The following is a 4,023-nucleotide window of genomic DNA, read 5'->3' as shown; positions in this document are numbered from 1 at the left end:
TTATCCCTCCTCGGGCAGATTCGGAAAGTTTCTTCGGGCACCCTTGCCTTTGCCTACATATTCCCTCCTTTCAAGGGCTATGGCTGGACTTACACCAGCTAGTTCACAACCATGCCGGTCGCACCCCGAAACCTGCATTGCCCTGTGGCAAGAATAAGTGACGTGTCATTTTTTTGTGCGCCACATATGGTGAGAGCCAAAGTTCCATTACACGCAATCTGATCCGGCTCTACAAGGCTCTTGGCGGCGGCGGGGAACCGGAATCAGGCGTTTCCGCCGAGAACGCTTCTTTACCTTGATTTAGCCCCGGCTTGGTGTTAAAGTCCGCTGAAATGATTGATTCCGAACTTATATCCCTCCATGGCGGCCATTCAGGCCAGTTCTGCTGCCATGCCCGGGACAGCCTTGAAGACCTGATAAAAGCCTATATCAGCAAAGGACTAAAAGCCGTGGGCATCAGTGAGCACATGCCCCCGCCCGGACACCGGTTCCTCTACCCGGATGAGATTAAGCAAGGCCTTTCAGTCAAGGACCTTGAAGACCGGTTTGCAAGGTATTTCCTTGAACTGGAACGGCTTAAGCAAAAATATAAGTCAGATATCATGATATTTAAGGGGTTTGAGACCGAAACCGTCACTGGAAGCCCCGCACGGGTGCGGTCATTGATCCGGGAATTTAATCCCGACTATATTGTGGGCTCGGTCCACCATCTCAATGACAGATGTTTTGACTATTCCAGGCAGGACTATGAGGCCATTGCAAAGGATTTCAACGGCTTTGACGCCATGTATATGGCCTATTTTGACACCCAGTATGAAATGATCCTGGACCTGCATCCCTTTGTTGTGGGCCATTTTGATCTCATACGCATTTACGATCCTGACTTTGAAGCGCGGCTTGAGAACCCCGAAATCAGTGAGCGCATCCAGCGCAATCTTTCTGCGGTCAAGGCCCTGGGACTGGTGCTGGATTACAACCTGCGCCCCCTTGCCAAAGGAGAAAAAACACCCTATCTTTCCCCGGCAATTCTGGCCAGGGCAAAGGCCCTGGAAATTCCCGTTGTCCCCGGAGATGACGCACACAGCAAGGAACAGGCAGGCATGTTTGTGGGCTGGGCCGTTCAATCCTTAAAAGATATGGGCTTTTCCACAAACTGGCCCAGACCACGGTGCATGACGCCCGCCTGAATTTTTTATCTTCCGGATTTAAAACGGACAAATCTTAAGGAGGCCCATGAAAGCCGTTGTTCAACGGGTTAAAAAAGCCCATGTTACCATAGACAATACGATCATATCCAGCATTGGAACAGGACTTGTGGTGCTTTTGGGCGTGGCCCGTGGCGACAAAGAAAAAGATGCCGAATACCTGGTGGACAAAATCATAAACCTAAGAATTTTTGAAGATGACAAGGGAAAAATGAACCGGTCTCTTCTTGATATCAACGGCGAACTTCTGGTGGTTTCCCAGTTCACGATTATGGGAGACTGCCGCAAGGGACGGCGTCCCTCGTTCACGGATGCAGCCCCCCTTGAACCGGCATGCCGGCTTTACCGTTTTTTTGCCGCAAGGGCGGACGCACTGGGCGTTGCCGTCAAAAAAGGAAAATTCCAGGCCAATATGGATGTATCATTAATCAACCAGGGGCCTGTCACCCTGATTCTGGAATCCCCCGGAAACGGAAAATCCAATGCCCAGTGATAAAAATACCATGGACCATCTCAGTATTATCCTGGTCCGCCCCCAGGGCCCCATCAATATTGGTGCGGTGAGCCGGGTCATGATGAACTTCGGCTGCACCCGGTTGCGGCTGGTCAGCCCCTGCAAAGCCTATAAGTCCCTTGAATCAAAAAAAATGGCCCTGTCCGCCTTTCATATCCTTGAACAGGCACAAATATTTGACACCCTTGAACAGGCGCTTTTTGACGTCCATTCCGCCTATGGCACCACCCGCAGGTTCGGCAAGTACAGAAAAGGATTTTTTACACCTGCCACGGCAGGGGCACGGATTCAAGCCCAAAGACAGGAACATCACAGCGCCCTGGTTATGGGACCGGAGGATACCGGACTTGAGACAAAGGATCTGGACCTGTGCCGGTATTTTATCACCATTCCCACCCATGACCGCTACCCGTCCATGAATCTGAGCCACGCCCTGGCAGTGCTGCTTTACGAAGCATCCCTTAAATCCGGGGCTGCAAAAAATTTTCATGACCCCGGGGTTAAAGACCCTGCCCGGGGAGAAGCACTTGAATCCATGTTTGCCCACATGAAAAAAACGCTTTTGGATATTGATTACCTGGACCCCCAGAACCCGGATCATCTACTGCGGACCTATCGCAGAATTTTCTCTAACGCAGGTCTGTCATCCAGGGATATCAGAATTATCCGGGGGCTTTTAAGCCGCATTGACTGGACCGAATCCCAGCGCCGGTTAAATCAGGCAACGTAAGCCGAAAAAAATCAGGGTGCATCGGACAGATGCAGCAAAGCGGTTTTGAAATCTTCGGGCATGGGCGCGTCAAAATACAGGCGCACACCTGAATAAGGGTGACGAAAGGACAAGGTCCAGGAATGAAGCATCTGACGCGGCACCCCGGGGACTTTTTTCATAGATGATCGCGGCTGGTAAATGCAATCGCCGAAAAGGGGCATACCCTGGTCATAAAAATGGACGCGAATCTGATGGGTTCTGCCGGTATAAAGCCGGATATCCATAAGACACCCTGAACGAAAACGTTTGATTACACTGAACCGGGTTTTTGCGTATCTGCCGTTCTCATCCAGAACAGTCATGCGTTTGCGATGAAAAGGGTGCCGGCCAATGGGGCGCTCAATCACCCCCGCATCCGGGATATTTTCTCCCCGGACCAGGGCCAGGTAATGTTTTTCCACCCGCCTTTGCTTAAATTCCTTTTGGAGAAATTCAAGGGACTTCAGGGTTTTGGCAATGACCATAAGACCGGAGGTATCTTTGTCCAGACGGTGAACAATACCTGGCCGGTCCCGGTCCCAGCCTTGTTCCCTGAAACCCGGATGGTGGCCAATTAAGCCGTTGACCAGGGTACCGGAATCATTCCCTGCCCCGGGATGCACCACAAGGCCTGCAGGCTTATCAATCATAAGAATATAGTCATCCTCGTAAAGGATATTCAAAGGGATGGATTCCGGGAGAAGGGCTTTTCTGTCCTGTTGATCTGGTGAAGGGATATCCCCTTCAACCAGGTCTTTTAGTTTAACTTTATAACCGGGGCGTTTACACCCGTGGTTCACCATGATCAACCCTTGGGAAATCAGGTGTGCAGCCCTGGAGCGGGATATCCGGGACTGGGAATGAGCTGCTACTGCCTGGTCAAGCCTGGCACCCGCCTGATCCGGCGAAATTTCTATCTTCAGGCGCATGAAAAAATACAAACCCGGCATGGATTGACACCTGCCGGGTTGTTTGTGTCATCAGGATCAAGGGGTTTAGCTGAACAGATTTTCAATCTCTTTTATCATGAGCGCTTCATCAACATCCTTGGCCATGGAAAGCTCCTGGACCAGAAGATTCTGGGCAGTATCAAGAAGTTTTCTTTCGCCAAAGCTCAGGTCTTTTGCAAGCTTAAGCTGGAAAAGATCCCTGAATACCTCAGCCACATCATAAATGGAACCGGTTTTTATCTTATCCATGTACTCTCTGTAACGGCGGTTCCAGGTCTGGTTGTCACTGGCCTGGGTCTTTTTCTGCATAACCTCGTAAACCTGGGGCACCTCAGTCTCAGGAATGACTTCCCGCAAACCCACGGATTCAACATTGGATGTCGGAATCATGATTGTCATACCGTTTTCCACAATTTTCATCATGTAGAAACTCATGGTATCCCCATTTATTTCCTGGCTTTCGATGGATTCAATACAGCCGACACCGTGTGCAGGATAGACCGCCATGTCGCCTTTTGAAAACGCTTTTTTGGTTGACTTACCAGTTACTTCAGCCCTGATTGCCCCAGATTGGATTGCCCCAGATTGGATTGCCCCAGATTG

General features: G+C 50.5%; 5 protein-coding genes. 3 read left to right on the top strand and 2 right to left on the bottom strand.

All coding sequences use genetic code 11. The annotated features are described in order from the left end of the window. Positions 1-332: 332 nt before the first annotated feature. From AB7U36_RS09285 to AB7U36_RS09275, 3 genes are read left to right on the top strand one after another with little or no spacing between them, the layout of a single operon-like run. Positions 333-1,187 carry a histidinol-phosphatase gene (locus AB7U36_RS09285; protein WP_428159502.1) on the top strand — a complete coding sequence of 285 codons (855 nt, stop codon included), beginning with the start codon at positions 333-335 and terminating at the stop codon, positions 1,185-1,187. A gap of 46 nt (positions 1,188-1,233) precedes the next feature. Continuing rightward, positions 1,234-1,698, top strand: a complete 465-nt coding sequence (dtd, locus tag AB7U36_RS09280; RefSeq protein WP_428159501.1) for a D-aminoacyl-tRNA deacylase — start codon at positions 1,234-1,236, stop codon at positions 1,696-1,698. Continuing rightward, entirely contained in the window at positions 1,688-2,449 is a 762-nt protein-coding gene (locus AB7U36_RS09275) for an RNA methyltransferase (RefSeq protein ID WP_428159500.1), read from the top strand. The genes dtd and AB7U36_RS09275 overlap by 11 nt, the downstream gene beginning before the upstream one ends. Before the next feature lie 11 nt (positions 2,450-2,460). On the opposite strand, the gene AB7U36_RS09270 is transcribed toward AB7U36_RS09275, so the two are convergent. Together AB7U36_RS09270 and AB7U36_RS09265 are read right to left on the bottom strand one after the other, a co-directional pair. Next, on the bottom strand, positions 2,461-3,420 hold the full coding sequence (locus AB7U36_RS09270) for an RluA family pseudouridine synthase (RefSeq protein ID WP_428159499.1): 960 nt from the start codon (positions 3,418-3,420) through the stop codon (positions 2,461-2,463). 45 nt (positions 3,421-3,465) lie between these two features. Next, on the bottom strand, positions 3,466-3,981 hold the full coding sequence (locus tag AB7U36_RS09265) for a CarD family transcriptional regulator (RefSeq protein WP_428159503.1): 516 nt from the start codon (positions 3,979-3,981) through the stop codon (positions 3,466-3,468). Positions 3,982-4,023: the final 42 nt, after the last annotated feature.

The organism is Desulfobacter sp. (assembly GCF_050177295.1).
Note: the sequence above shows the minus strand (reverse complement) of the source record. Positions and strands in the feature narration are given on the sequence as shown.

Excerpts from the sequence above, each read along its gene's own strand:
- AB7U36_RS09285 (WP_428159502.1), top strand. The coding sequence starts at position 333 with ATGATTGATTCCGAACTTATATCCCTCCATGGCGGCCATTCAGGCCAG.
- dtd (WP_428159501.1), top strand. The coding sequence starts at position 1,234 with ATGAAAGCCGTTGTTCAACGGGTTAAAAAAGCCCATGTTACCATAGAC.
- AB7U36_RS09275 (WP_428159500.1), top strand. The coding sequence starts at position 1,688 with ATGCCCAGTGATAAAAATACCATGGACCATCTCAGTATTATCCTGGTC.
- AB7U36_RS09270 (WP_428159499.1), bottom strand. The coding sequence starts at position 3,420 with ATGCCGGGTTTGTATTTTTTCATGCGCCTGAAGATAGAAATTTCGCCG.